This is a genomic window from Paraburkholderia dipogonis (assembly GCF_046027395.1).
In the GTDB taxonomy this organism is placed as follows: Bacteria; Pseudomonadota; Gammaproteobacteria; order Burkholderiales; family Burkholderiaceae; genus Paraburkholderia; species Paraburkholderia dipogonis_A.
The window spans coordinates 48227-72922 of sequence record NZ_JAQQEG010000040.1 but is presented as its reverse complement, the minus strand read 5'-3'; the positions used below and the strand labels follow the sequence as shown (position 1 = coordinate 72922).

30 protein-coding genes and 1 pseudogene are annotated in these 24696 nt (G+C 61.9%); 22 read left to right on the top strand and 9 right to left on the bottom strand.

What is annotated here, in order from left to right:
* The first annotated feature begins 1217 nt into the window (after positions 1–1217).
* The 7 genes from PQR32_RS32710 (at position 1218) to PQR32_RS32680 (ending at position 4876) form a co-directional block, all read left to right on the top strand.
* The gene (locus PQR32_RS32710) at positions 1218–1415 is read left to right on the top strand and encodes a hypothetical protein (protein WP_408237018.1); all 198 of its coding nucleotides are present in this window, start codon (positions 1218–1220) and stop codon (positions 1413–1415) included.
* 234 nt (positions 1416–1649) lie between these two features.
* Positions 1650–2219 carry a TIGR01841 family phasin gene (phaP, locus tag PQR32_RS32705; protein WP_408237015.1) on the top strand — a complete coding sequence of 190 codons (570 nt, stop codon included), beginning with the start codon at positions 1650–1652 and terminating at the stop codon, positions 2217–2219.
* Positions 2220–2376: 157 nt separating this feature from the next.
* The gene (phbB, locus tag PQR32_RS32700; protein ID WP_408237012.1) at positions 2377–3120 is read left to right on the top strand and encodes an acetoacetyl-CoA reductase; all 744 of its coding nucleotides are present in this window, start codon (positions 2377–2379) and stop codon (positions 3118–3120) included.
* Between the two features lie 27 nt (positions 3121–3147).
* Positions 3148–3306 carry a hypothetical protein gene (locus PQR32_RS32695; RefSeq protein ID WP_408237009.1) on the top strand — a complete coding sequence of 53 codons (159 nt, stop codon included), beginning with the start codon at positions 3148–3150 and terminating at the stop codon, positions 3304–3306.
* Between the two features lie 178 nt (positions 3307–3484).
* The gene (locus PQR32_RS32690) at positions 3485–3799 is read left to right on the top strand and encodes a hypothetical protein (RefSeq protein WP_408237006.1); all 315 of its coding nucleotides are present in this window, start codon (positions 3485–3487) and stop codon (positions 3797–3799) included.
* A 57-nt stretch (positions 3800–3856) separates the two neighbouring features.
* Entirely contained in the window at positions 3857–4009 is a 153-nt protein-coding gene (locus PQR32_RS32685) for a hypothetical protein (protein ID WP_408237004.1), read from the top strand.
* 201 nt (positions 4010–4210) lie between these two features.
* Positions 4211–4876, top strand: a complete 666-nt coding sequence (locus PQR32_RS32680) for a protein-L-isoaspartate(D-aspartate) O-methyltransferase (RefSeq protein ID WP_408237001.1) — start codon at positions 4211–4213, stop codon at positions 4874–4876.
* Between the two features lie 375 nt (positions 4877–5251).
* On the opposite strand, the gene PQR32_RS32675 is transcribed toward PQR32_RS32680, so the two are convergent.
* On the bottom strand, positions 5252–5596 hold the full coding sequence (locus tag PQR32_RS32675; protein WP_408236998.1) for a hypothetical protein: 345 nt from the start codon (positions 5594–5596) through the stop codon (positions 5252–5254).
* A 451-nt stretch (positions 5597–6047) separates the two neighbouring features.
* Between PQR32_RS32675 and PQR32_RS32670 the strand changes: the two genes are divergently transcribed.
* Positions 6048–6311, top strand: a complete 264-nt coding sequence (locus PQR32_RS32670; protein WP_408236995.1) for a DUF2934 domain-containing protein — start codon at positions 6048–6050, stop codon at positions 6309–6311.
* A 221-nt stretch (positions 6312–6532) separates the two neighbouring features.
* Here the strand turns inward: PQR32_RS32670 and PQR32_RS32665 are convergent, their stop codons facing one another.
* The 3 genes from PQR32_RS32665 to PQR32_RS32655 all read right to left on the bottom strand — a co-directional run bounded on the left by PQR32_RS32665 (position 6533) and on the right by PQR32_RS32655 (position 9126).
* Positions 6533–7450 (bottom strand): YihY/virulence factor BrkB family protein, encoded by a 918-nt coding sequence (locus PQR32_RS32665; protein WP_408236992.1) that lies wholly within the window; start codon positions 7448–7450, stop codon positions 6533–6535.
* 112 nt (positions 7451–7562) lie between these two features.
* Positions 7563–8474 (bottom strand): endonuclease/exonuclease/phosphatase family protein, encoded by a 912-nt coding sequence (locus PQR32_RS32660; RefSeq protein ID WP_408236989.1) that lies wholly within the window; start codon positions 8472–8474, stop codon positions 7563–7565.
* A gap of 52 nt (positions 8475–8526) precedes the next feature.
* Positions 8527–9126, bottom strand: coding sequence for a ParB-like protein (locus PQR32_RS32655; RefSeq protein ID WP_408236986.1), 600 nt, complete (start codon positions 9124–9126; stop codon positions 8527–8529).
* Between the two features lie 120 nt (positions 9127–9246).
* On the opposite strand from PQR32_RS32655, the gene PQR32_RS32650 reads away from it, so the two are divergent.
* Both PQR32_RS32650 and PQR32_RS32645 read left to right on the top strand, forming a co-directional pair.
* Positions 9247–9486, top strand: coding sequence for a hypothetical protein (locus PQR32_RS32650; RefSeq protein WP_408236983.1), 240 nt, complete (start codon positions 9247–9249; stop codon positions 9484–9486).
* Entirely contained in the window at positions 9479–10138 is a 660-nt protein-coding gene (locus PQR32_RS32645) for a UdgX family uracil-DNA binding protein (RefSeq protein WP_408236980.1), read from the top strand. Before PQR32_RS32650 ends, PQR32_RS32645 begins: the two co-directional genes overlap by 8 nt.
* A gap of 33 nt (positions 10139–10171) precedes the next feature.
* On the opposite strand, the gene PQR32_RS32640 is transcribed toward PQR32_RS32645, so the two are convergent.
* Entirely contained in the window at positions 10172–11077 is a 906-nt protein-coding gene (locus PQR32_RS32640) for a DUF72 domain-containing protein (RefSeq protein ID WP_408236978.1), read from the bottom strand.
* Positions 11078–11231: 154 nt separating this feature from the next.
* Here PQR32_RS32640 and PQR32_RS32635 point away from each other — a divergent pair, with 154 nt between their 5' ends.
* Positions 11232–11738 carry a hypothetical protein gene (locus tag PQR32_RS32635; RefSeq protein ID WP_408236975.1) on the top strand — a complete coding sequence of 169 codons (507 nt, stop codon included), beginning with the start codon at positions 11232–11234 and terminating at the stop codon, positions 11736–11738.
* A gap of 299 nt (positions 11739–12037) precedes the next feature.
* Here the strand turns inward: PQR32_RS32635 and PQR32_RS32630 are convergent.
* Positions 12038–12688 (bottom strand): annotated as a pseudogene (locus tag PQR32_RS32630) (SDR family NAD(P)-dependent oxidoreductase); the annotation flags it as partial.
* 135 nt (positions 12689–12823) lie between these two features.
* On the opposite strand from PQR32_RS32630, the gene PQR32_RS32625 reads away from it, so the two are divergent.
* From PQR32_RS32625 to PQR32_RS32595, 7 genes are all read left to right on the top strand, one after another.
* A complete protein-coding gene (locus PQR32_RS32625) occupies positions 12824–13315 on the top strand; it encodes a hypothetical protein (protein ID WP_408236972.1) in 492 nt (163 codons plus the stop codon).
* Between the two features lie 146 nt (positions 13316–13461).
* On the top strand, positions 13462–14343 hold the full coding sequence (locus PQR32_RS32620) for an RNA polymerase sigma-70 factor (protein WP_408236970.1): 882 nt from the start codon (positions 13462–13464) through the stop codon (positions 14341–14343).
* 185 nt (positions 14344–14528) lie between these two features.
* On the top strand, positions 14529–15008 hold the full coding sequence (locus PQR32_RS32615) for a carboxymuconolactone decarboxylase family protein (protein ID WP_408236967.1): 480 nt from the start codon (positions 14529–14531) through the stop codon (positions 15006–15008).
* Positions 15009–15079: 71 nt separating this feature from the next.
* A complete protein-coding gene (locus PQR32_RS32610; protein WP_408236964.1) occupies positions 15080–15487 on the top strand; it encodes a cupin domain-containing protein in 408 nt (135 codons plus the stop codon).
* 102 nt (positions 15488–15589) lie between these two features.
* Positions 15590–16600 (top strand): LysR family transcriptional regulator, encoded by a 1011-nt coding sequence (locus tag PQR32_RS32605; RefSeq protein WP_408236961.1) that lies wholly within the window; start codon positions 15590–15592, stop codon positions 16598–16600.
* Positions 16601–16842: 242 nt separating this feature from the next.
* Entirely contained in the window at positions 16843–17598 is a 756-nt protein-coding gene (locus PQR32_RS32600; RefSeq protein WP_408236958.1) for an SDR family oxidoreductase, read from the top strand.
* 23 nt (positions 17599–17621) lie between these two features.
* Positions 17622–18137: an Ohr family peroxiredoxin gene (locus PQR32_RS32595; RefSeq protein WP_408236955.1), complete on the top strand. Its 516-nt coding sequence runs from the start codon at positions 17622–17624 to the stop codon at positions 18135–18137.
* Positions 18138–18199: 62 nt separating this feature from the next.
* Here the strand turns inward: PQR32_RS32595 and PQR32_RS32590 are convergent, their stop codons facing one another.
* Both PQR32_RS32590 and PQR32_RS32585 read right to left on the bottom strand, forming a co-directional pair.
* On the bottom strand, positions 18200–19669 hold the full coding sequence (locus PQR32_RS32590; RefSeq protein ID WP_408236952.1) for a UdgX family uracil-DNA binding protein: 1470 nt from the start codon (positions 19667–19669) through the stop codon (positions 18200–18202).
* Between the two features lie 9 nt (positions 19670–19678).
* The gene (locus tag PQR32_RS32585) at positions 19679–20887 is read right to left on the bottom strand and encodes a putative DNA modification/repair radical SAM protein (RefSeq protein WP_408236949.1); all 1209 of its coding nucleotides are present in this window, start codon (positions 20885–20887) and stop codon (positions 19679–19681) included.
* A 332-nt stretch (positions 20888–21219) separates the two neighbouring features.
* Between PQR32_RS32585 and PQR32_RS32580 the strand changes: the two genes are divergently transcribed.
* On the top strand, positions 21220–21825 hold the full coding sequence (locus PQR32_RS32580; RefSeq protein ID WP_408236946.1) for a 2'-5' RNA ligase family protein: 606 nt from the start codon (positions 21220–21222) through the stop codon (positions 21823–21825).
* A 44-nt stretch (positions 21826–21869) separates the two neighbouring features.
* On the opposite strand, the gene PQR32_RS32575 is transcribed toward PQR32_RS32580, so the two are convergent.
* On the bottom strand, positions 21870–22103 hold the full coding sequence (locus PQR32_RS32575) for a hypothetical protein (RefSeq protein ID WP_408236943.1): 234 nt from the start codon (positions 22101–22103) through the stop codon (positions 21870–21872).
* Positions 22104–22366: 263 nt separating this feature from the next.
* Between PQR32_RS32575 and PQR32_RS32570 the strand changes: the two genes are divergently transcribed.
* The 3 genes from PQR32_RS32570 (at position 22367) to ldcA (ending at position 24445) form a co-directional block, all read left to right on the top strand.
* The gene (locus tag PQR32_RS32570; protein ID WP_408236940.1) at positions 22367–22768 is read left to right on the top strand and encodes a DnaJ family domain-containing protein; all 402 of its coding nucleotides are present in this window, start codon (positions 22367–22369) and stop codon (positions 22766–22768) included.
* A 143-nt stretch (positions 22769–22911) separates the two neighbouring features.
* Positions 22912–23490 (top strand): tRNA adenosine(34) deaminase TadA, encoded by a 579-nt coding sequence (gene tadA, locus PQR32_RS32565; RefSeq protein WP_408236937.1) that lies wholly within the window; start codon positions 22912–22914, stop codon positions 23488–23490.
* Positions 23491–23518: 28 nt separating this feature from the next.
* Positions 23519–24445: a muramoyltetrapeptide carboxypeptidase gene (gene ldcA / locus PQR32_RS32560; RefSeq protein ID WP_408236934.1), complete on the top strand. Its 927-nt coding sequence runs from the start codon at positions 23519–23521 to the stop codon at positions 24443–24445.
* The last annotated feature ends 251 nt before the right edge of the window (positions 24446–24696 follow it).

Genomic DNA, 24696 nt, shown 5'->3' with positions numbered 1-24696 from the left:
CGCGATTCGAACAGACACAGCATGGATTCAGGCTGTGTTCGCCAAACCTCCGCGGGTGAATGGCCGACTTCGGGTTCGGCTGGCAGGGCAGCACGCAGCCCGGCGACTCCGCGACGCCATATCGTTATAGATCATTCGTGGCCGAACTGGCCGCGCGGAGCAGGAGCCAGCGATATGCACAAGGGTATCCGTCAGACTTGTCAGCGGTGCTTCCGGTTCTGGAAAAGACGCCACGTTTGCAAAAAAATTTAGTCTGATCGATCTCGAACATGGCCGTTGGCCGCGCTGACTGCGACGCACGTCCACGTGCGGATCCTGACGTGCCCGCCGCGTTGTAAAAGCCGGCGAGCTTCTCATGCTTGTCCGGGTCGGCTGCACGGAACACGGCCGGCGGCGTCACGCCAAACACGCAGAGAGCTCAATTGTCATCCGACCTGCTCGGCAGATGCTCGTGCGCCACCGGCTCCGCTTCTGCGGCATCAGGATGATCGACCTTGGTGCGTGGCGCGGGTTCAGGAGCCGGCGACCGGGTGCCCGGCGTAACGCCGCGGACGGGATGGTCCGGAATTCCAGGCCGGTGAATAGGACGTGTGGTCGGGGTTGAGGGCATGATTTCCTCCTACGCTGATGTGACCAGCAACAACCATCATACCTCTGTCGGAGACGCAAAACGTACCGCCCCAAGCCAGTATTTGACTGCTCCCAGCGAAACCGCAGACGGCCGACATCGCCCGCCGAGCGCTCCCCAGCGGTAGCCCTTGTTGCACCCGGCGCAACGAGTCTATTAGCTGCGCTGTAATAAATATTTCGCAATTTTGGGGTAATGATGACAATAGGCTGGCGGCCTATAAATACGAGATTCACATATAAACCGGACAATGCGTTTGCGATGAATTGACGTCATTAAGTAAGTGAACTATTAAAACAGTATTATGCAATCCTGATAGATGTAAGCCAGGCCGGTCGGGCGTTTCCGTGGTGACATGGAAGGATCGGAGAGGCAATGCCTTCCCCTCCGATATAAAAAGAAAACCGATGGCCGTAAAAAAGCCATTTCACATATTGCGTTCAAAAATTGAGCGGTTATGATGGCGTCTCCGTGATTCGATTTCTCGCATGATTGCGTCACGGAGGGGGCGGCAGGAATATTTGCCGGCATTCACGCAGGAGAGGTAATTAATGCTCTCCGCGCAGAGAGACTAAATCGAGGAGACGCTATGTTGAGTCCCCATGAATTCGCCACCTTGATGCTCATCAAGGACGCACCGGACCAGCTCGAACTGGGCCGCGCTGAACTCGATACGCTGCTGGAGCGGCAACTCATATCGCTGGAAAACTTTGCGTCAGGACGCCCTCGTGCTCACGTCACAAGCGATGGCGATTCCATTCTCAAGGCCGTCGCCCGGATGCGCTAAATCGCTGCGGCTGCGCCTCCCGGTGAGCACGCCGAAGAAACAGTCATGAACGGAACGTCTCAGTTGCGGGTTGGTTTGTAGTGCCTGTTGATGTAACGACCGTCAAAGTTCTCGCGACGCATTCTGCCTGACGGGCGTCCTTGCGCTTTGATTTATCCACCATCGCGATCCGTCGCAACACACCCGTCCTATCGGGGGTTTCGTGCACCGGATCGAATTTTGAGGAATTCAACCATGGCTCTATCGAGTCCCGAGCAAGCCGCTGCCGCCAAGGCCAGCTTCGACGCATTCTTCGGGTTGACCGGGAAGGTCTTTGAAGGCGCCGAAAAATTGGCCGCGCTGAACCTGCAGGTCGTCAGGTCCACGCTGGCCGAGGCGCAGGAGAATCTGACGAAGGCGCCCGGCACGACAGACCCGCTGCAATGGTTCGCGCTGCAATCAGGTTTCACCGGGCCGTTTACCGAAAAATCGCTGTCATACGGCCGGCAAGTATTCGATATCGCAGCGACTACACAGGCTGAAGTCACGCAATTCGCACAGGCGCAGTACGAGCGGTACAACGCACGTGTGCAGGCATTCATCGAGGAAGCGGCGAAGAATGCTCCGGCAGGTTCCGAAGCAGCGATCGCTGCGTGGAAGTCCGCGATCACCGCCACCACGACCCTGTACGAAACGCTGCAGAAGACCGGGCAGCAGGCCGTGCAGGTCGCCGGGAATAATTTCGATGCAGTCACAGCCACAGCGTCAAAGGCCGCGCGACGCAACGCCGAGCAGGTTCCCGTAGCCGCTGGCGCGAAGGGATAAGGCCGACGCGGGCAGCGATGCCCGTGTTGCCACACTCGATTTATATGAAGGAATACTTACGGAGTGTCTAGATCCGGTTTCCAATTCATCAAGTTCTTGACTGAATGCAGTGCGGCTCCAGATATCTACGAGGCCGATTTTTTGCGAGGACGATTCGATGGCAAAGCAGATCGCGGTGGTGACGGGTGGAATGGGCGGCATTGGTGAAGCAATCAGCGTCAAGCTGCATGACGCCGGGTATGCGGTCGTGGTCACCTGTTCGCCGGCCAACACCGGTGCGAACGAGTGGCTCGCTCGGATGGAAGCGCAGGGACGACAGTTCCGCGCGTACGCGGTCGATGTCGCCGACTACGACTCGTGCGACAGGTGCGCGGCGCAAATCGGAGCCGAAGTTGGACCGGTCGATATCCTGATCAACAACGCCGGCATCACGCGCGACGCGAGCTTCAAGAAGCTGGACAAGGTCAATTGGGACGCGGTAATCCGGACCAACCTCGACTCGGTGTTCAACATGACGAAGCCGGTGTGCGACAGCATGGTCGAGCGTGGCTGGGGCCGCATCATCAATGTGTCGTCGATCATCGGCTCCAAGGGCGGCTTCGGTCAGACCAACTATGCCGCGGCGAAGGCCGGCATGCATGGCTTCACGAAATCGCTGGCGCTCGAGGTGGCAAAGAAAGGCGTCACCGTCAACACTATCTCACCAGGTTACATCGCGACGAAGATGGTGATGGCGGTCCCCGAGGAAATCCGCGAGACGAAGATCATTCCGCAGATTCCGGTCGGCCGGCTCGGACAGCCCGACGAAGTTGCCGCACTCGTGCTGTACCTGTGCTCGCGCGAAGCCGGGTTCGTGACCGGAGCCAACATTGCAATCAACGGCGGCCAACACCTGCAATGAAGCGGACAGTCAGCAACGGAGGTTCCGATGAATGAAGCAGTGGCAATCGTCGTAGGTTCGTTCGTGATGGCGACAGCAGCCGTGTTCGTCGCCGCTCACTATCACCAGGAGCAGATGCGTCGAAAACGACTCAGACAGATGGGGCATCATCACCACTGGCGGCATTGGAGCAGCGCCCGCCATTGAGGTGCGTTATCGCGCTTGCAGGCGCGGTCAGCGGCCGCGGATTCTGCCGGTCCGTGTCCGCTACCAAGCCAGTGAGGCGTCTACGCCTGATCCTCCCAATCGTGCCATCCGACCGGATGTGACTCCAGATAGCGGTTCACCGCCTGCCTGACAGCAGGGAAGAAGTGGCATCGTTGGAATGTGGGCATGGTACGCGTTCCGCTCGCATCTGACGGGCACGTCCAGTGTGACGCGGCGCACAGCGTGGCTGATTTTTTCGCTTGCCTCAGGTTTCGCGCTCGCGACGGCGGCGCTCGGCGTGTGGCTCGCGAAAGCACATGAACTCGCGCTGGTGTTCGCCGCGTGCAGCGCAGTCGCGTTTCTATTATTTGTGTGCTCGCGCAACTGCCCCGCGCCGGGCGACGATGCTCGCGGCACGTACATCCGCCGCTGTGCCGACGCGCTCGGCCGCGAAAGCTACGGTATCTACCTGTGGCACTTCATCTGCATCTAGGCGACGTTGCACTTTTTCGAGGGCGTGTTCCGGCAGACCGACCGGGGGACGTCACTTGTGCTCTTCGTCGCGACCGTGCCGGCGGTGCTCGCCGCGTCGTATGCGTTCTCGCGCGCCTCCGACCGCATGATTCAGGGACGCGCGGCGCGTCTGTCGCGCAGCATCCTCTCCCATGTCGACCGGCGCTTTCATCGGAGTATGCGGGCGTGATGACCTGAACGTGCACGCGACCCTAAGGCACGTCAGTTGCTGAAAAAAGATAGGCGGGTCATGAATCAAAATCGGAATTCTGCCGCGAAGCACCTGTCTTCTTTCTGAGGTCATGTCTTCTGGCATTTTCCGCGCTATCGTGAGGTAGGGTTAGGCAGCCCCCGGGACAGCGAGCCGCTGCACAACGAGGGGAGAAGCACTGTGCATGAAGATCTGGCGGCGTCGCGCGAAACGATGGTCGAGCGGCAACTGATCGCGCGCGGCATTGCGGAGCCGCGCATTCTCGACGCGATGCGGCGCGTGCCGCGCGAGGCGTTTCTGAGCCCCGATCTGCGCGCATGGGCATATGCGGACGCAGCTCTTCCGATCGAAGCCGGCCAGACCATCACGCAACCGTTTATGGTCGCGCGGATGCTGCAGGCGGCGCGGCTCGAGCCGGACGACCGTGTTCTGGAAATCGGCACGGGCTCCGGCTACGCGGCGGCCGTGCTCGCGGAAATCGTTGCACACGTCGATACGGTCGAGCGTCATTCGCAACTGGCTGAGAGCGCCATGGACCGGCTCCGCACACTCGGCTACGACAACGTGAACGTCTACACCGCGGACGGTACACTCGGGCTGCCGGCGCGTGCGCCGTTCGATGCAATCGTCGCCACCGCATCCGGCCCGGGCGTCCCACCCGCGTGGAGCGCGCAACTGCAGATAGGGGGCCGGCTCGTGATGCCGGTGGGTCCGGGTCCGGAGCATCAGCGGCTGATCCGGCTGACTCGCGACAGCAGCACGACTTACCACGAGGAAATGCTCGACCTTGTGCGTTTTGTACCGTTGATTGGTGCTCAGGGCTGGGGCGACATCGAAGGGAAGTAAGTCGGCGCGGGCGTAGACATCATCCGAAGCGCCTGCGAAGGCTCCGCCCGAAGCATCTGTCCGTGAGCAGTCTGCGACGCCCGCACATGGTCACGGGCCGTACGCACGATATCCCGTGCGCTATGCGAGTGGAGATCACAATGGTCAGCACATTGACGAGAATTCTTCTCATCGTTGTCATTGCCGCGTCATGTGGCGGATGCTCGCGCAAGGATGACAGCGGAATCGCTATTCCGGGTGGGCATAATGGCATTGGCAACAGTGCGTCATCGCCGAGGGCGGACACGGATTCGTGAGTTCCTCAGGCGATCCGGTGAGCGCGGCGCGCGTGCGCGCGAGGTACTCGTCAGCCGGCGGAATCCCGCAGAAAAATTCTTACCCCTGAGGCAATGCACAGGGACAAAAGTACGCATCGAGCGCCCACGGTAGCGCGCTCAGGCGGCCCACCATCGCCGCGAGCGTATCGGGTGACACCGCCACGAACGTAATGGTCATTTCTTCGTAGCCGTGACGACGGTCGACACGGATCCGGACGTGGTCCGCCTGGGGCGCCTCGCAACCGAGAACCTGCCACGCGGCAACTACCCTCAAGTTGCCTGCCTTTGCACGCACGGTAAGCCGGTAACGATCGTGCTGGAGTGGCGTGCCGTCCCGAGCCGTCAGCGCCTTCGCGGCGGGACCGTCCGGTGCCGCTTCGATCTGCTCGTCGGTGGATTGCATTCTGAACTCCGGATGGCCGGTCATGCGGGACAGGAGCCAGAGCCGATCGGCTGCTCGCAGGACGTCCGCTGTATGAGTATCGTTATAGTCCGCGAGTTCATCGAACGTTAGGATGGCGCGCCCAAATCGGCGATATTCTGCGCGCGGGGGCGTGGCGTGTTATTGCCATGCTGCGACTGCTTAGTCGAGGAGAAGGGCAACCAGCGATATGGTTTGGCTAGGGCCCTTAGGGGTTTATAGAAGAAACACGTATCCAGCGAATTTTTACGGTGCATTGCAATTTGTGCAAAGCATCGTAGGCAGTGTGAAAACCGCTGCTTCGCGATGCATCGATGGGCATGTTAATTGCGCCGTTGAGAAGGGCCGGCGTGTTATCAGGCAGCGACCGCACAGCTCGAGGTTCGCACATGTCGGACGACGCTGCCGCGCGCATTTTATGGAGAAACGCACTATGGACAACGATCTCGAAGCCCGCATTCGTACCCGGGCATATCAGCTCTGGGAAAACGATCCGTCACCGGACAGCAACGCGGAAAAGCACTGGGAGGAAGCGCGCCGGCAGATCGAAGCCGAGGGTGATGATGCGCAGGACAGTCCTGAACCCAGCGCCGATCAATCGGCGGAACGGGAGCGGGGCGGCCGGATCGCGCCGGAAGAGCAACTGCAGGACGTGCCCGGCGGAGATGCGGATGCAGTGGGTCGAAAAAAACGGTAGCAGTCGACACTGCCGGAGCAAGCAGTCGACACTGCCGGAGCGTTTAGGGCGCGTGGCTCGCAGATGCCGCTCGGCGCTGCCCGATCCGATCATCCGAACTACTTTCCGCCGTCGGCAGATCGCGCTGCTCCTGATCCGGCTCGCGCGCCATATAGAGAGTTGACACCGCACACTCGCGGCCTTTGACTATCCTAGGTTCGCCGGTCGGTCTTTTTGTTCTTTCAATGCGCTGCGTTCAAGCGAGCCTTGACGTCCGCGGCGTTACCGTCTTTCGGTGTTTGACACAGCGAAGCAGTGACCTCCGCGCCGAAAAGAAAAACGATGGCGCAAAAATATAGCCACATCATCAGCACAGCGAGCGAGCCTGCTGCGCCGAACGCGCCTGCCGTGCCGGCGTGCGCGAGGTATAAACCGAACAGGTGCCTGCCCACGGTAAACAGCAACGCCGCGACGGCGCCGCCGATCAACGCGGAACGGAAGTTGACCCGCTTGTCGGGGAGCCACTTGATCAGCGCGCCGAGGCCGAAAGTCAGTATCACGAGGCCGAAAATCGACTGCGCGACGTCGGCAACAACGCTCAGCGTCGAGCTACCGAAAACAGCACTGCCGGCTGTCTGTATCGCGGCGTCGAGGACCAGCGAGACCACCAGCAGAAAGCTGAGTCCCATGAGCAGGCCGAGCGAGACGAGTCGCGCGCGTATCACCCATGCCAGGCCGGCAAGGCCTTTAGGCGATTTCGCCGCAAAGACGACATCGAGTGCTGTATTCAGGCAGGAAAACGTCGCCGACGCCCCGACGAGAAGCAGCACGACAGAGAACGCCGCAGCCATGCCACTACCGCTCGAACGATGTGCGTGTTCGACGACAGCCTGCATCGCACTGGCAGCTTCATTCCCTAGCAACTGCCTGATCTGACCGAAGAACTGCCCCTGCGCGATGTCGCGGCCGACGAACCAGCCCGTGATCGCGAGGACGATCAGTAAAGTCGGAGCCAGCGAAAACGCAGAGTAGAAACCGATGCTCGCGCCCATCATCGCGCACCGGTCCGACGAAAATCGTTCGACGGCGTCCCTCATGACGGCCACTGCGCCGCCTGCTCGGCTGAATCGGGAGCCTGCGTTGCGTCGCTGATATTCCATGTTGTTCTCCCGTCGGCTCGTTGCCTTCAGTGTCCTGGGGGCGAGCAATTTCCGAGCCGCCGGGATCTCAGACACTCCTTCTTCGTCGAGGCGCTGCGCGAATTGTCGACGATCAAGCCGATCTGGACACACTGCGTTCGCTATGGACGGCCTGGTGCAATTCGAGCCACATCGGCTGATGATCCGAGGCCTCGCTGTGCGGATCGACCTCGCAAGCTGCAATGCGCGATGTCAGATCCTCGGTTACAAAAATGAAATCAAAGGCGAATGGACCGTCCGGCCACTGCTCGTGATCATATAAACCCGCTGTCGGGGCGCGCGGCGCCCGAGGGTGCGTGCTGGCCCACGCATCGATAAAACGCGGGGCATCGGCAATCGGTGCAAGCATCCGGCGATACGCGCTGCTTTCGAATGCACTGTTAAAGTCACCACAGGCAACCGCGCTCATAGGCCGCACGGTGTCGGAAAACGGGCTGTCGATTTTTTCTGCTTTGGCGGGCGCTCGTGCGTGGTCGCACGCTTCCCTGTGCAGCTCCCGCAATCTGGCGAGTTGTGCGAGCCGCTGCTTCTCCGAATAGAACTCGAGATGTGTGGAGATCACCCGTATCGCGCCGATATCGGTTTCGATCACGGCTTCGAGCGCCGCTCTCATCATCGAGGGCTTGGCGGGATCCGCGGGCCAGGGCAGGGAATGGCGCAACACCCGCCTGACGGGCAACCGCGTCACGAGCGCATTGCCGAACTGACGCCGATGGTGGCTCGCGCCGAGCGCCGGAAGATCGGCGCCCACTGCGTCGAGCACCGTGAACTGCGGAAGCAATGCCGCCAGTTCGGCGAATTGATCGGCGGATGGCCCGCCGGCCAAACCGCCCGACGCCGGGCCCTCATGAAACCCGCGCGTGACTTCCTGCATGCAGAGGATGTCGAAATCGCACAGCGCGCGCGCTTCGCGCACGATTCGGGCGAGGTCGACCCGGCCGTCCACGCCACGTCCCCATTGAACATTCCAATCGACGAGTTTCATGGCGGTTTCTTCTCCATTCGGCTCACGCCGGCCGGTTTTTTTGGTGCAGAAGCTAGCCGTCCGTGTCCGGACCGAGGTAGCCGGGCAGTCCCAGCGCGGCGTTGCTCTTTGCCAACCTGATTGCTTCGTCCACTAGCGCGGCGAATTTTTCGTCGCTGTCGGGCCACGGCAGAGTCGAGCGAAAGAAGTCGGCCCAGCGGAATTCTTCCAGAGGGACATTGGTTTTTTCATAGCCGCCGGCATCGCGGACTGCCGCCGCGAGGCTGCGGTACTCGTCGTCGGGCAGCGCCCAGATGTGTTCCGGCAAATCGGAAAACGGCCGACGTCTGCCTTGTGCGTCGTACGGGAACGTCCACCGTTCGTTTTCCATGCTGAGCCAGAAAGACGCCTGCGAATAAGAGGAAAGATCCCGGACCAAAACGACCGGCACAGACTTGATGCCCACGTGCCAGAGGGCGGCGGCCACGTGATGATGATCGATCGCAAACGCCGCGTCGCCGGGCCCGTAGACGACAGGTATTGGTTTCTCAGCGATGGCCATCTCCAGATCGTGCCCGCTCAGCGCTTTGTATTGCTTGATTTTTTCGCGGACCTCCCGCGCGCCGTGTGTCAGCTGGGTGGGACGTAGGCGTTCGATTTTCAGTTCGGTCATGCCTGTCTCCTGTCGACCAGAGTTGGCGCTTTAGCGCCTACTCTGGTCCCATGCAACGCGGTCGACCAGAGTTGGCGCTTTAGCGCCTACTCTGGTCCCATGCAACGCGGTCGACCAGAGTTGGCGCTGTTTGAAGCCTGCCGCAAGATGCATGCCGTCGGAGTCAAAGAGCAAGGTGCATGCGCGAAATTCGCCATCACGGAGCCTCACGCATTGTCGCGCCGTGCGGCGAACGTCAATCAGCGGGCCTGTGTTTTGCTGCCAGATCAAACCATAGCGGCATGCAATCATAAACAGCAGGCGTTGCATCCTTCGACGCCGCGCAACGTTTTGCGGCTCTCCAAAACCGACCATGTCTGACGACAAACCGAAGAGCCGTTCCCGCGGCAGCACGCAGTCCGATCCCGATGTCGAGCGCGACCAGCAACCGGTGACATTAGACGAATGCCGTCGTTGCGCGCTATGGCGCAATGCGACACAAGCGGTGCCCGGCGAAGGGCCGAAACACGCGGCAATCATGTTGATTGGCGAGCAGCCGGGGGACGCCGAAGATTTGCAAGGCAGACCGTTCGTCGGACCGGCGGGAGCACTGCTCGATAAAGCGCTCGAAGAGGCCGGGCTGGAGCGTGAAGAGGTCTACGTGACGAACGCCGTCAAACATTTCAAGTGGACGCCACGCGGCAAGCGCCGCATGCACAAAACGCCGGGTCAGCGTGAGATCGAAGCGTGCGGATACTGGCTTGAGCAGGAACTCCGGAGTACAGGGGCGCACGTGATCGTCGCGTTAGGCGCCACTGCGCTGAAGGCGGTGCTGGACGATTCGCACGCCCGGCTACAGGACGCGCTCGGCAAAACGATCGAGCAGGGCGAGCGGACGGTTGTTGCGACGTATCATCCGTCGTTCGCGTTGCGCGCGCCTGATCCCGCAACGCGGCAACGCGTGTACGACGCGATTGTCTCGGCCCTTCAACACGCGGACAAGCTGAGCGGTAAGCGCAAACGGGCCAACTGATGCTATTGCCCACGCTGAAGGCGCGCCTTCAGCTTACGCCGCCGAATGCACTGCCTCCAGGCCAAGCCGTTCCATCAACCGCTGCGCGTCGAAGGGCGCATGTGTTTTGGCATCGTTGTCGAAATAGCAGTAGACGTCCCGCCGTGCCCGAGTGGGCGGATGAAGATGCGGCGCGATCAGCCGCGCGTCGGCTGGCTGCGAACCGCGGCGCCATGCGTCGATCCAGGCGGCCCAGTCGTCTAGCGCTTCGTCCGCGTAGGCGCCGGAATACCGCGATTCGGTGCCATGCAGTCGGATGTAAACAAAGTCAGCCGTAACGTCTTCCGCCAGCGGCCACGGTTCGGTCGAGTCGGAGACAACCAGCGCGGTTTCGTACTGCCTGAGCAACTCGACGAAGGCAGGGTCCATAAAACTGGCGTGGCGTACCTCGACGGCATGGCGCAGTCTCCGCTTGCGGTCCGTCGAGACATACGGCGTCTTGACCCGCTCATCGTGTTGCTCCGCCAAAGAGAGCGCGGCCGCGGTGTCGCGGGGCAGAAAACGTAAAAAGCGTTCCATGGCCGCTGGTTCGAAGCGGAACGAAGGCGGGAACTGCCATAGAAAGGGCCCCAGTTTTTCGTTCAGGGCGAGCAGGCCCTGCGCGAAAAAGTTGGCGCTGGCGACTCGCGCGCTGTCGTCGCGGAAACGCAATAGATGCGTCAGATACCGCGCCCCTTTCACACTAAAGACGAAGTCGGCAGGAGTCTCGGCATACCAATGCCGCCAACTGTCGAGCGACTGAAGGCTGTAATGCGTACCATTGATTTCAATGCTCTGAAAAAGCGACGACGCGAACTGCAATTCGGCGGCCTGTTTCAGCCCACGGGGATAGAAGCTATCTCTCCATCCCTTGTAGCGCCAACCGGAAATGCCGATACGTACGTCGCCAGTTTGTTTCATGGATATATCGCGCGATTGCATGCGTGGACTGAATTCAGACGAAGTGAGCAACGGCTGTTCCCGTGATGGCGGTGCGTGCCGGGGTTCAGTTCACGAGGCATGAACCGCCTGACTGCGAGGCGCTAAACAACGGGCCACCAGGGAGTAAGAAATCGTGCCGAAAACTTCTCCATCAACTCCGTTTGGAATTTTCGAGCGGGTGGTCATTAGCCTCTACGACGGCGGCGTCCTGTCGCCCGCGGTGCTCGAGCGTGTCATTGGCGCGTTCGCGCAAGCGGGTGCCAACTGGCATGGCACTTCCGCTGGCCGTTCGGTCGATGGCCGCTCGCTGCATGAAATCGTCGTACAGACGATGCTTCCGGGCGATGATCTGCAGTCGGCTTCAACGTCGTTCATGACGGTGGTCGAACACATCGCGCAAGCCGCGCTCTCGGCTAGCGCTGCGAGTGAAACTGCCAAAGAGGCTGAACCGCCGCGCGCCAGAAGCAGAAAAACGGCCGACTCAGACCAGGACGCGAGTGCGGATGAACTACTGGCGCAACTGTCCGGCAGCACACAACCAGGCAAGCGACGTCGCTCGAACAAAGCCGATACGCCGGCCGGTTCGAGCACTTTCAATCCGTTTCTGAATGCGGCGCTGCCGCGTACGAAGAAGTCGTGACAGCCGCTCGAGGCAAAAGGTTGACGCAACGCCGCATAGAGGTCTGTCGGCGCGCCAAGGTCGAGGTGGACGGGCAGTTGGCGATTTTCCCGGACCTGGGCGCCACCACTTTGACAAGCAGAAACGGCCCATGCGTCGGACGCGTGTCAATTCGTGGTCCGCTCTCGTTCGCATCATGGATCGTGCGCTTTTAACTGCTGGCGCAGCTATAGCCGGCTGCAGCATGAATTGTCGGAAATCCCTCAGATAGCAACGTCAACCCTGGCGCGACGACATACATCGGCGTTTGCGTTCCCGCTTCACCGTGAATTGGCCCACGCGATAGCGTCAGCACCGGCGGCGATGCGAAGCGGGCTCGATGGGTCGTTCGCTGCGCGCCACACGGCTTGCGCTACATCGAGCGAGCGTGTGACCGCCGACTCCTGCTGCCAATGGGCGAAGACGCGCTGCGCCAAATCCGCGTACGCTTCGGGAACGCCGCTCTGCATGCGAGACTGCGCGTTCTCGCCGAAGCGGGTCTGCGGCGCGCGTCCCGGCAGGACCAGGCGCATGCGCACATTGAATGGCTCGAGTTCCAGCGCGACGGATTCGCTGAACGCGTTGATCGCCGCCTTGCTGGCGGTGTAAACCGAGAGCAGATGGAGCGGCCTCAAGGTCACACTCGAGCTGACGTTGACGACGACGCCTCCTCTGCGTTGCCGAAACTGAGGCAGAACCGCCCGGTCATCGCTATCGTGCCGAGGGTGTTCGTTTCAAAGACTTCGCGAGCGATGTCCATCGACGTGCCTTCGAGGGCGTTCAGCACGCCAATCCCCGCGTTATTGACGAGCACGTCGAGCGGCCAGGCCGCATCCACGGCGTGACGGATGCTTTCCGGATCCGTCACATAGAGGGCGAGCGTGCAGATGTTCGGAACGCGGCAGAACATCCTCCCGTGACGCCCGTAACGTACGCTGGATGCAGTCGAGTTGCCTGCCCATTTTCATGTAGTATTTGTTCGCGGTGAATTGCAACGTCGATTAGAACAAGTCATGCATTCGGCGCGAGACGCTCTTGTCAATCACGCCTGTACCAATCAGCTTCGAGTGTCTCTGGCATTGCGGCAGAGCGAAGCCGCTCCAGGAGGATCTGCCATGAATACGAAGCAGGGTAAAAAAGTCCATCTCGATGCTGCTGCATCGCATCACGAGCAGGCAGCGCGATTTCATCGGGAGGCATCGCAGTACTACGAGGCGGCCAAGAATTACGATCACGCCGCTCATCAGGCCGTGTTGGCGCAGGGCCATGCACTGTATGCCATCGAGGAGTCCAATCTTGCCGCCAAGCATTCAGGCGCTCCATTGCCGGCCGGGTCCGTCGATAGCGGCCTGAGCGCTGCGCAACATCATGCAGCGGCGTCGGAACTTCATGGGCAGGCGGCGCAACATCTGCGGCGCGCGGCAAAAGTCTTCGATGAAGACCGCAGCGCGGTCGCCCATGAAACTCAGGTGGGGTTTTCTCTTGCGTCGCGGGCGCTCGCGCATGGCAACGAAGCAGCCAAACAATATGTCGCGTCGCTGCGGGAAAAGGGAATTTAGATTTTTACCTGCAACGAAGCCGCGCTCAGCAAGTGAGTGCGGCCGGCTCAATTTCTGTAGATCGTTGTCCCAGCCGTGGCAATACTTCGCTGCCAGCGATCTGTTCGGGCGGCGTTTGTGCTTTCAACGTAACAGGAAGTCTGTGCATGGACGACGACGCACGTGCCTTTAACGGGCTGCGCCCGCGGCTGCAGAAGATTGCATATCGAATGCTGGGATCGGTTGCCGAGGCCGAAGATATCGTGCAGGACGTTTGGCTGCGATGGCATGCGACAGCCCGTGAAGCCATCGATAACGCGGAAGCGTGGCTGGTCGCAGTCACGACGCGGATGTCCATCGACCGTCTGCGCGCGGCGAAGATTCAACGTGAACACTACGCGGGCATCTGGCTGCCCGAACCACAGATGACGGACTTCCCGGCTACGCCAGAAGAAGCCACGGAGCGCGCCGACGACGTCTCGGTGGCTTTTCTGGCGTTGCTCGAGCGGCTGACGCCGGAAGCACGGGCGGCGTTCCTGCTGCGTGAGGTATTCGACGCCGACTATGACGAAGTCGCACAAGCCATCGGCAAGACGGAGGCGGCGTGCCGTCAGCTGGTGAGCCGTGCAAAAACGCAACTACGCGACGAACGTCCGCGCCATGTGGTACCGCGCGAGACGCATCTCCGTTTGCTGCGAACGTTCGCGCAGGCGCTGCAGCGCGGCGACTTCCCCGCGATCAACGCATTGCTGGCCGAAGACGCGATGCTGATCGGCGACGGCGGCGGCAAAGTCCCGAGCTTCCCGAAACCGATGGCGGGTGGCCGGCGCATCGCACAGCTTTTCTACGCGTCGTCGCGGCGTTATGGCGACGAACTCAGCGTCAAGCTCGTGGTGCTCAACGGTCAATGGGCACTGCTGCGTTTTATCGAAGGCAAACTCGAATCGGCACAGTCGTTCGAAACAGACGGCGAGCGCATCGTTCGCATCCACGTGCAGCGCAACCCTGAAAAGCTCGCACGCATCGCCGCAGCACACGCCTACGGCTGAACGCCGATCTCTCTTTGACGCGGGTGCGCCCCGACATGTCGATTGGTGCCTCGCGGGCAACACCGTGAGCGCGTCCGCTGGCCTACCGTGACACGCCGCCCTGGCCTACGATGAATTCGTGCGGCTCACTGCCGCTAACGGCACCCGCAAGACAGGGTGGCCACTCATCGTCGCCAGGAGAAATCATGACGCAGCGTATCAACTATGTGCAGCAATCGCCGGAACTGTTCAAGAAGTTTTTCGAACTCAGCAATCTCCTGAAAGACAGCACAATCGAAGAATCGATCCGTGACCTGGTATCGATCCGGGCGTCGCAACTCAATGGCTGTGGATTCTGCCTGGACATGCACGTGAAGGAAGCGCGCATGCACGGCGAGCGCGAGTTGCGCGTCCATCACCTCGCGACGTGGCGCGAGTCCACGCTCTTCGCACCGCGCGAACGCGCCGCGCTGGCGTGGACGGAAGTGCTGACCAGGCTTCCCGAACACGGCGTGCCCGACGATATCTACGAGCGCGTGCGTACCCAGTTCTCCGAAAAGGAACTCTCGGACCTGACCTTCGAAGTGATGGCGATCAACGGATGGAACCGCGCGAACGTCGCCTTCAGGACGGTGCCGGGTTCGTCCGACAAGGCATTCGGTCTGGATAAGGCGAACCTCGTCTGAGCGGATGCGTTTCGCTGGTTCTTCAGTTTAGGCCCGCGCCGGCGGGCCGCGTTACTCAAGGACAAACTATCATGCTTCGTTTGAGAAATACTGCTCTGGCCGCGCTCGTCGTCGTGAGCGCGTCGTTGGGCGTGGCCCGCGCCGAGGCGCCCGCCGCAATCGTCACGCCATTGATGACGCAGCCGCTCGACGACTATCCGGGCAAGGAAGCCTTGATGATCACCGTCGAGTACCCGCCGGGTGCGGCGGACCCCGTCCATCGGCATCATGCGCACGGGTTTATCTATGTACTGGAAGGATCGATCGTGATGCAGGTCAAGGGCGGCAAGGCAGTCACGCTGACACCCGGACAGACCTTCTATGAAGGTCCAAACGATATTCACACAGTCGGACGCAACGCAAGCCAGACGAAGCCGGCCAGGTTCCTCGTGCTATTGCTGAAGGATAAGGGCGCGCCCGTTCTCGTTCCGGAGAAATAGCCGCCTCTGCGCGCCGCGTCCGGTATCAAAAAATGGCGGACCGTGTCACAAATGGCAGCGCTGATACGTCTAGTCGCTATGGACTTTACGAACCGCGCTTCCATGTCAGACAACCCACCAGGCCGTCCCATCGCCGGCGCCGCCGACCCGTTTGCAAGCAGTTTTGCGACCAGCTACGCCGGCGTCATTTCTTTTCTCGCCGTTGCCAACGAGGGCAGCTTTGCCCGCGCGGGCGATCGCCTCGGCATCGGGCGTTCTTCCGTTAGCCGCAACGTGCAGAAACTCGAGGCTCAGCTCGACGCGCGCCTCTTCCTGCGCACCACGCGCAGCACGTCGTTGACCCGCGAGGGCGAGCTCTTCTACGAGAACTGTCAGCCTGGCATAGAGCGCATCGCGCAGGCGCTGGAAGACATGCGGGAGCTGCGCAACGGGCCGCCTCGCGGCCATCTGCGCATCGTCTCGACGCCGGGCTTCGGCCGCAAGATCGTCGCGCCGCTGTTGCGGGGCTTTCATACGCGCTATCCCGAGATCGCCCTCGAACTGCTGCTGAACGATCGACCCGCCGACTTCACGGCCGATCGCGTCGACGTTTCGTTTCACGAGGGGCGCATGGAAGACAGCGGGATCGTGGCGCGCCAGCTGATTCCGATGCAGATGCTCGTCTGCGCGTCGCCCGCTTATGCACGAAGGCACGGGTTGCCGCGGCATGTCGATGAACTGGCCGATCATCGCTGCATCAACTTCCTGACCGCGTCGGGCCGCATCAGTGAGTGGGAGTTCAAGGCCGACGGCCTCCCGCAGCGGCGCCAGCCCGTCGCACAGCACACATTCAACGATCCGGATCTGATCGTGCAGGCAGTCCTGGACGGGCTGGGCATCGCGCAGTTGCCTGCGTATCAGGTCTGCGACCTGCTGGGCGACGGGCAGTTGGTCAGTTGTCTCGCGCAGCACGCGCCGGAAGATGGTGGCCACTACATCTGTTATCTCAGCCGCAAGCAACTTCCTGCGCGGGTTCGCGTGTTCGTCGACTACATGACCGAGCACACGAGAGCGCTCGACCTGCAGTGTCTGACGACAATGACGACGCGATCGTCGTTCTCGATGGTCGAGTGACGGCAACTGAACGACCTTTGCGTTGATTGATGCTCTTCATGCAACACGGTGAGTCCCTCTGCGGCCCTACCGCATGACGCGGTGCATGCCTACGATGCGTTCTGTACGGACGGCGCGCGAATCGCGGCGCGTCCGGCAAAGCACCGGCAAACCCATCCGCACCATCCGCAATGCGATGCAAAGCCGGAGTCGAATAGTTGGCGGCGGCGCGAGAGCCGCGCACAAACTCATGGAGAGATATCGTGAAGATCGTCGTGATCGGTGGCACGGGACTCATCGGCAGTAAAGTCGTCAAGAATCTTCGCGCGCGCGGTCATGCGGTCGTCGCCGCGTCGCCCGCATCGGGCGTGAACACAATCACTGGCGAAGGTCTGAACGAGGCGTTGACGGGCGCGAATGTCGTGGTCGATCTGGCCAATTCACCGTCGTTCGAAGATGCCGCCGTGCTCGAGTTCTTCGAGACGGCCGGACGCAATCTGTTTGCGGCGGAGATTGCCGCGGGCGTACAGCATCACGTCGCGCTCTCTGTCGTCGGCACCGACAGGCTCGCGGAAAGCGGCTATTTCCGCGGCAAGATCGCTCAGGAAAAGCTGATCCGCGAATCGGGCGTACCGTACACGATCGTCCATTCGACCCAGTTCTTCGAGTTTCTTGGCGGCATCGCGCAATCGGGTAGCGACGGCCCGACCATAAGACTGTCCCCGGCATTTTTCCAGCCGATCGCATCGGATGATGTAGCGGCAGCCGTCGCGGACTTTGCCGCCGGCGAACCGCGCAACGGCATCGTGGAGATCGCGGGCCCGGAACGCGTGCGGCTCGCCGACATGGTGCAGCGTTTCCTGCTGGCAACGCACGATTCACGCAAGGTCGCCGAAGACCCACAAGCCCGCTACTTCGGCGCAAAGTTGCAGGACGACACGCTCGTGCCGGGCGCAAATCCGCGTCTCGGTACGATGAACTTCGACGCGTGGTTCGCCCAGGCGCAAGCCGCGAAATAAGCCACGAGGCGATGAGGCGCGCCATGACCACGTTGCGTCCACCGCCGCTGACGCTGCTCGACAAGTATCACGGGCGCGCCCCCCAAACGCTGTATTCGACCACCGTCACCGTAACCGGCGGCGACGCGGGTCATGGGCGCGCGTCGGGCATCGCCTGTTCTGACGACGGCAATCTCGCAGTCCACTTGCGATTGCCGAAGGCGCTGGGCGGGCCTGGCGGCGGCACCAATCCGGAGCAGCTGTTCGCGGCGGGTTACGCGGCCTGCTTTCATGGCGCGCTGAGTCTGCTTGCGGCACAGGCGAGCATTCCGATTCCCGGTGCCTCGGTGCAGGTCACCGTCGATTTTGGCCGCGACCCGGTGGACGGCCTGTTCATCCTGAGCGCGCAGACCCGTATTCGATTGCCCGGTGTCGAGGGTGTCGTCGCCGAGGAACTGGTCCGCAACACCGAACGATTTTGCCCTTACACCAAGATGGCGCGGCAGGGAATCGGGAATGTCATCGCGCTGGTGCCGCAGGATGACGCCGGGGAATCGTGACGTTGCGTGAAGATTCTCTCAGAGGTGAGATGTTCTATGGACATCGCAAAAGGGGGCTCTTTTTACTGCTGTGGTTTCGTGGCAGTTGGCGTGGCGGATTCGGCCAACTCACGCGCCCGCATGAGCGCGTTGCTGATCTCGGCCAATACTTTGTCGCGATCCGCGTCGTTCTGCTGTCGTAACGCGAACGACGGATGATAGGTGGCGATGCCCCAGCCGCCTTCCACTCTGAACGGCGCATCGAGATGGTCTCTCAGGCTGACTTTCCCGCGCAGCAAGGCGGTGAGCGCCGTCGCGCCAAGTGCGACGATCACCGCCGGGCGCACCGTGCGCAACTCCCGCTCGAGCCAGAAAGAACACGCTTCGATCTCACGCTGTCCCGGCGTTTTGTGCAGCCTGCGCTTGCCGCGCGGTTCCCATTTGAAATGCTTCACCGCGTTGGTCAGATAAACCTGGTCGCGCGACAGCCCGGCGCGCGTGATCGCTATCGTCAGCAATTGTCCGGCCGGCCCGACGAACGGCTGACCACTCAGATCTTCCTGATCGCCTGGCTGCTCGCCGATCAGCATGATGCGCGCGTCGCTCGGCCCTGAACTCCCGACCGCTTGCGTCGCATTGCGCCACAAGTCGCAACGTCGGCATGTATCGAGCGACGAGGGTTGGTCGCGGACCGGTTGCGCCATGTCCGCTTCGATCGGAATGATTTTGCCGCCCAGCGCGCCGACACCGCTCGCCTGCGCCACGCGGCGCGCGCCGCTTTTCGCTTCACTGATCATGGCGGGGATTAGATGACCTTCCGGCAGACCTTTCCAGAAGCGTACCGGCATGTGCTGTTCGAGCGCCGCTTCGTTCAGCCGCGCCGGATTGAACGTGCTGCGGTAGTAGGCGAGCCATAGCGCTTCGGCTTCGTCCGCGGTATCGCAACGATGGTCGCCGGGCAGGCCGCGGCGTTGCTCCAGATGCAGTTGCTGACCGTCCCAGAAGGCCGCGCCGCGCGGCGTCGTGATCATCCACGTCGAGCGTCCCATGCGTTGCGCGAAGTGTTCCGCGGCCCACGCCAGCACATCATGCTCGGGCTCGTACCAGGCGATGTATTCGGGTGTCTGCACCGCTGACCCTGATGCCTGCTTGCGAAACCGCACGTACGCGAGCATGTCGTGCCTGGCACGCCGCACGCTTTTAGCCATGCGATGGAGCCGTGCGCCATCTGCGTCTGCCGGCGAGGCGACCGCACGGTCGCCGTGTTGCCAACGCCATAGGACCTTGTACAAGAACGCCCAGCGCTGTGATTCGCGGAACAGTGCGGCGTCTTGCAATAGCGCAGCCAGCTCCTTGGAAACATGCACGGCAGTGGGTCGGGGCTCTGTTTTCTCGGATGTCGCGCCGTAGTCGAACAGCGCCTGCTCTTGCGACGACTCAGGTTCCTGCCTGACGCGCCATTCGATCGCCTCCGGCGCGAGGCCTTCGCCCAAAGCGCCAAGCGACGCGGCGCGCCACGCGACGAAATGATCTTCTATAACGATGGAACGCATCGCGACGCTTCACAACAACGCCAGTTGCACCGGCGGCGCCAACACCGTGCGCAATCGAGCCGACGACGCATCATGCAGCGCCGCGCGATAGTCCTGCGTCACGACAAACGGCTTGATCTTCTCCAGCGGACAACGCAGCCGCACGAGGTCCTCGTAGCGCAGACGGCGCGAACGCCGTAACTCGACCAGGCGTTTCGCGTTGCGCATGCCGATGCCCGGCACACGCGCGATCATGCGCAGCGGCGCGCGGTTCAGGTCGACCGGAAACTGGTCGCGATGCGCCAACGCCCACGCGAGCTTCGGATCGATATCGAGCGACAGGTTGCCGGGTTGTTCGAACAGCTCATCCGCACTGAAGCCGTAGCCGCGCATCAGGAAATCGGCCTGATACAGCCGATGTTCGCGTAACAACGGCGGCGCCTGAGCCGGCAATGCGGAAGGACTGTCGGGAATCGGGCTGAAGGCGGAGTAGTACACGCGCTTGAGCTTGTACGCTCCGTAGAGCGTCGCGGCGGTCTGCAAGATCGTGCTGTCGTCCGTCTGATCCGCGCCGACGATCATCTGCGTGCTCTGGCCCGCGGGCGTGAACTTCGGCGCTCTGGCGTCGCTATGCGCTTCTTCCTGCGCAAGGCGGATCGAGCCCATGGCGAGCTTGATGGTGCGGACGTTCTTTTCCGGCGCGAGCCGCGCGAGGCTGCGGTCAGTAGGCAGTTCGATGTTCACGCTCAAACGGTCGGCATAGCGCCCGGCTTGCGCAATCAACTGCGGATCGGCATCGGGAATCGTCTTCAGATGAAGATAGCCGCGAAACTGGTGATCCTCACGCAACGACTGGGCGACGTGCACGAGCTGTTCCATCGTGTAGTTCGATGACCGAATGATTCCGGAACTCAGAAACAGTCCGTCGATGTAATTGCGCCGATAGAAATCCAGCGTCAGTTCGACGACCTCCTCGGGCGTGAAGCGCGCGCGTGGCACATTGCTCGAGCGCCGGTTGACGCAGTACTGACAGTCGTACAAACAGAAATTGGTGAGCAGAATTTTCAGCAGTGAGACGCAGCGCCCGTCTGGCGTGAAACTGTGGCAAATGCCCGCGCCGGTGCTGGCGCCCAGACCGGCAATGCCGCGAGAGCCGCGCTTGGGTGCGCCGCTGCTTGCGCATGACGCGTCGTACTTCGCCGCGTCGGCCAATACTTCCAGCTTTTTGAGCAGTTCCACGTTGCCGCCAATACTGTATGGATGTACAGTATTGTACGTGGGCGGGTCGCGACTGCAAGCGGTTTTTAATGGGAAACGGGCGTTGATCCACGGGGCGTGCCCCGGTGAACATGCGGGGCGGGCAGAAGCGATACAAAGGCAATCGTGCGTAGGCCGGATGGCGTTGTGTTTGCTCGCAGCAAACTACATTCCGCAGAGTTGCAATGAGATTAATAACAAGGTGATCGTGGAACCTCGCACAGTCGAGCGGTCTGAATAGATCAGGTACGCGGGTGAGCCCGCACAATGAACGGAGATTCATCTAATGCCGGCTTTATCCGGTCAGGAACGCCATGCCTGAACAACTCTGGTTGCCTGGGCTCGAGGCGCCGCCAACGCCGACAGACGGCCTGTTCTTCGCCGTCTTTCCCGATGCCGCTACAGCGGCCAGCATCTCGAAGCTCGCGCAACAGCTTTGCGGGGAGACGCGCGCCCGGAGTAAACCGCTTGCGGCGGGACGTCTGCATGTCACCTTGCATCACTTGGGAAATTTTGCGGGCGGTTTGCCACAGAAGCGAGTCGATGCGGCGATGCAAGCGGCCGCGTCGATCAGAATGGAGCCGTTTAGCGTCGAATTCGACACGGCGGTCAGCTTTGCGTCGAAGCCGCGACCGGGGCCGCTGGTGCTGGGCGGAGGCGAGGGCGTCGCTGGCCTGCACAGGCTGCACGACGCCTTGGGCCATGCATTGCAGGACGCTGGGTTGGGGGACCACGCGGTCTCGTCCGCGGCGCACTACACACCGCATGTCACACTGGCGTACGGCATGCCGTGGGCCGCGGCACGTCCCGTCGAACCGGTCTGCTGGAACGTGCGTGAGTTTGCGTTGATGCACAGTTTGCTCGGGCGTACGCGGCATGTCGCGCTGGCTCGATGGACTTTGGCGGGCACCGCGTCATAGCGCGCGTCGCCCAAGGGGACTGCGGCGTGTCGAAGGGCGCCGGGCTAGAACCGCATTCCCGTCGCGCAACCGCCGGCGAAGCCACCACCGCTGCCGCCTGCGCCGCCGCAGAACACGCCACAACCGGATAGCGAGAGCGATATGGCCACGGCGGCTAGCGTCGCGCGCAACCTCGGTTTGAGAATGCGTTCGCCGAGGTGTGTGGGGTCTGCGGTGGGATGCGGGCTGATGCCGGCGTCGAAAGTGATGGTGGCGTGGTTGAGGCTCGAGTCGATCATTCGGAATTTCATAACGTCAGTGGCTTTGGGGAGCGGCGAGTAAAGGTGCGAACGGTGTCGTTCGTCGAAAGTTTTTTGTCAGGTTTCGGTGGGGAAAATGGGGGCGGCACGCGGCGCGGCCGCGAACCGCTGAGGCTAGCGCACGACCCTATGTCCCTCAAATACGCCGAATCTGAAAACGTAGGAGGTTTCGTCGGTTCGAGAAGCGGAACGATCGTGCGCTCCCTGATAGAATGCTTGGGCCGCAACGTAGTGGATTGCAGATGAAATTGCTTGATGCGTTAGTCGAACAGCGTATTGCCGCCGCCGCCGCGCGAGGTGAGTTCGACGAGTTACCGGGCGCGGGCGCGCCGCTGTCGCTGGACGACGATGCTCTGGTCCCCGAAGAAGTGCGCGTCGCCAACCGGATTTTGAAGAATGCGGGCTTTGTGCCGCCCGCTGTCGAGCAGTTGCGCGCGTTGCGCGACCTGCAAGCGGAGTTGAATGCCGTGAGCGACCAGGCTACCCGTTGCTGTCTCCAGGCGCGCATGCTGGCGCTCGATATGGCACTTGAATCTTTGCGCGGCGGCCCGCTGGTTCTGCCGCGCGAATACTGCCGGCGCATTGCCGAGCGGCTGTCCGAGCGCGCCGGCAACCTCAATACGGCAGACGCGGGTTCGCAGTGAGCGAGCCGCTTGCCCACGCCGCCGTGCCGGATTCTGTCGAATCTCACGACGCGCTGAATGTGCTGGGTTCTCAGGCTTCAGCCAGCGGGGTCGCTGAATGGGCTACAACCGCTACAACCGATTCGGGCTCTGCTGCCGCCACGGTGAATTCAGATCCCCCCCTTGACGAGCCGCCCGCATCTCCCGCTGTCCCCGAGGTCTCGGAGCGCGATCGCCACTTCATGGCGCTGGCGCAAGCCGCCGCCGAAGAAGCGCGCGCTGTCGGCGAAGTGCCCGTCGGCGCAGTTCTCGTACGCGGCGACGAAGTCATTGCCACAGGGTTCAATCACCCGATCGGCGGACACGACCCGTCGGCACATGCGGAAATGGCCGCGTTGCGCGCCGCTGCGCGGGCCGTCGAGAATTACCGTCTGCCGGGCTGCGAACTCTACGTGACCCTCGAGCCGTGCCTGATGTGCGCCGGCGCGATCATGCACGCGCGCATCGCCCGTGTCGTGTTCGGGGCGCGCGATCCGAAAACCGGCGCGTGCGGCAGTGTCGTCGATGCCTTCGCGAATCCGCAGTTGAATCATCACACCACAGTGATCGGCGGCGTGCTCGAAAATGAATGTGGCGCCGCGCTCAAGTCGTTCTTTGCCGAGCGGCGGCGCGCGAGCCGTGCAGCACGCGCGGCGGCACGTGCCGCCGCAGGCAGCGAGCCGGGCCCGGCTGAGTCGCTCTAAAACAACAACGTCCAACAAGGTCTTGCCAATGACCGTCCATCGCACCATCGAACTGATCGCGCCGTCCGGGTATCCGCATGACCCCGAGGTGCTGCATCGCGCATTGCAGCGCTTCCATACGCAGGGGCATCACGTCGAGGGCGTGGAGGCGGCGCGGCGTCGCTACCAGCGCTTCGCCGGCACCGATGGCGAGCGCGCCGCCGATCTGAACCGGCTCGCCGACCCGTCGCGTAAGTTGCCGGATATCGTGCTGGCCGTGCGCGGCGGCTACGGCGCGGTGCGCATCCTGCACGGGCTCGATTACGACGGGCTGCAGCGCCGGCTGGCCGATCAGCCGATCGCGCTGGTAGGGCACAGCGATTTCACCGCAATCCAGCTTGCGCTGCTGGCGCGCGCCGGCGTGAAGACCTTCGGCGGCCCGATGGTGATGAGCGACTTCGGCGCGGAGGAACTGAGCGAATTCACCATGCAGCATTTCTGGTCGGCGTTGACGAAGCCGACCATGACGGTCTCGAGCAACACGCCGCAAGCGCAGCCGGTCGACGTCTCAGGCATGTTGTGGGGCGGCAATCTGGCGGTGCTGGCATCGCTGATCGGCACGCCGTATATGCCGCCGGTGCAGGGCGGCATCCTGTTTGTCGAGGACGTCAACGAGCAACCGTTCCGGGTCGAGCGGATGATCTATCAGTTGCACCTGTCCGGCATCCTCGCGCAGCAGCAGGCGCTCGTGCTGGGCGATTTCTCCGGCGCCAAACCCTACGACTATGACAATGGCTACGACCTGCACGCCATGATCGAACAGGTGAGGTCGGTGATCGGCATTCCGGTCGTCACCGGCCTGCAATTCGGGCATGTCCGTAACATGCTGACGCTGCCGGTGGGCGCGGACGCGCATCTCGTCGCCGATGCACATGGGTTCAAACTGAGTTTGTCGGGCTATCCGTACCTCGCCTGAACCGGTGGAGGAGGGAAGCGGGCGTTTGCCTGCTTTCTTTTTAAGACCAATAACGCAACTAACGGTCTGTTTTTATCGCCCACTACCAACAGAACCACTCATAAAGGTCCTCCGATTTTGTTGACAAAACCCGTCACCAATAGACGACCCCCGCCTCACCTTATTAAACTCGTACTGAGGCAGCACTAGGCGTACAAGCTGAGCCGGCAGCCCGCCAGTTCAGCCTCACGGCGCAGATTGTCGAAATTCAG